The organism is Herbaspirillum sp. B65 (assembly GCF_000333555.1).
GTDB classification, from domain to species: Bacteria; Pseudomonadota; Gammaproteobacteria; order Burkholderiales; family Burkholderiaceae_D; genus Herbaspirillum; species Herbaspirillum rubrisubalbicans.
In genome coordinates this window covers 1-1,142 of the sequence record NZ_BADI01000161.1, presented here as the reverse complement: position 1 = coordinate 1,142, position 1,142 = coordinate 1, and the positions used below count along the sequence as shown (strand labels likewise).

At 61.3% G+C, this 1,142-nt stretch carries 1 protein-coding gene; it reads left to right on the top strand.

All coding sequences use genetic code 11. The features are described from left to right. Window positions 1-149 precede the first annotated feature (149 nt). Entirely contained in the window at window positions 150-947 is a 798-nt protein-coding gene (locus tag I5W_RS04140; RefSeq protein WP_017450626.1) for an inositol monophosphatase family protein, read from the top strand. The last annotated feature ends 195 nt before the right edge of the window (window positions 948-1,142 follow it).

Sequence of the window (1,142 nt, the reverse complement as noted above, 5' to 3'; positions counted from 1 at the left end):
TATTTCATCGTCGCACTGGTTTGAGCCGGGTTCCGCCTGGCCTGTCCTGTACCGCAGAGTTCGCGTGCAGGGCCGGCTGGTCGGTCATGGCGACGATGAGCACCGCAGCCATCGTCATCGATGGCCGTCATTTTAACGGAACCATAGCAATGATCATCCCACCCATGCTCAATACGGCGATCAAGGCAGCCCGCCGCGCCGCTACCATCATCAACCGCGCGTCCTTCGACGTGTCGCTGCTGAAAGTGTCGAAGAAGTCGCACAACGACTTCGTCACCGAGGTGGACAAGGCAGCCGAGGATGCCATCATCGACGTGCTCAAGAACGCCTACCCCGACCACGCCATCCTGGCCGAGGAATCCGGTGCCTCCGACAACCTGCACGATGAAAACGAAAACGTCTGGATCATCGATCCGCTGGACGGCACCACCAACTTCATCCACGGTTTCCCGCAATACTGCGTCTCGATCGCCCTGCAACAGCGCGGCATCATCACGCAAGCCGTGGTCTACGACCCTACCCGCAACGACCTCTTCACCGCCTCCAAGGGCGCTGGCGCCTACCTGAACGAAAAGCGCATCCGCGTGGGCAAGCGCGACAAGATCGCCGATGCCCTGATCGGTACCGGCTTCCCCTTCCGCGACCTGGATGGCTTGAACGAATACGTCACCATGTTCAAGGTCATGACCGAACACTGCGCCGGCCTGCGCCGCCCGGGCGCCGCCGCGCTGGACCTGGCCTATGTGGCTGCCGGTCGCCTGGATGGCTTCTTCGAAAAGGGCTTGAAGCCCTGGGACATCGCCGCCGGCTCCCTGCTGGTGACCGAAGCAGGCGGTATCGTGGGCACCTTCAAGGGTGACTCCGACTACCTCTACAAGGGCGACGTCATCGCCGGCAGCCCGAAGATCTTCGCCCAGCAAGTCAATCTGCTGTCCGAATTCGCCTGAACCACGCATCTGCAATAACACCGTCTCCTCATTGCGCCCGGCATTGCTGCTATAGTGCGGCTACCGGCGCAGACCGAGGAGACGATATGAACATCCCCTCCCAGCAAAGCAGCATCCCGCAACCGCCTTGCGCATTTGCATCGGGCTACCACAGCGTCACGCCCTACTTGATCGTCAAGACCTCGGCTGAGGCCA

Bases quoted from the DNA above. Each gene is read 5' to 3' on its own strand.
- I5W_RS04140 (WP_017450626.1), top strand. From the start codon at position 150: ATGATCATCCCACCCATGCTCAATACGGCGATCAAGGCAGCCCGCCGC.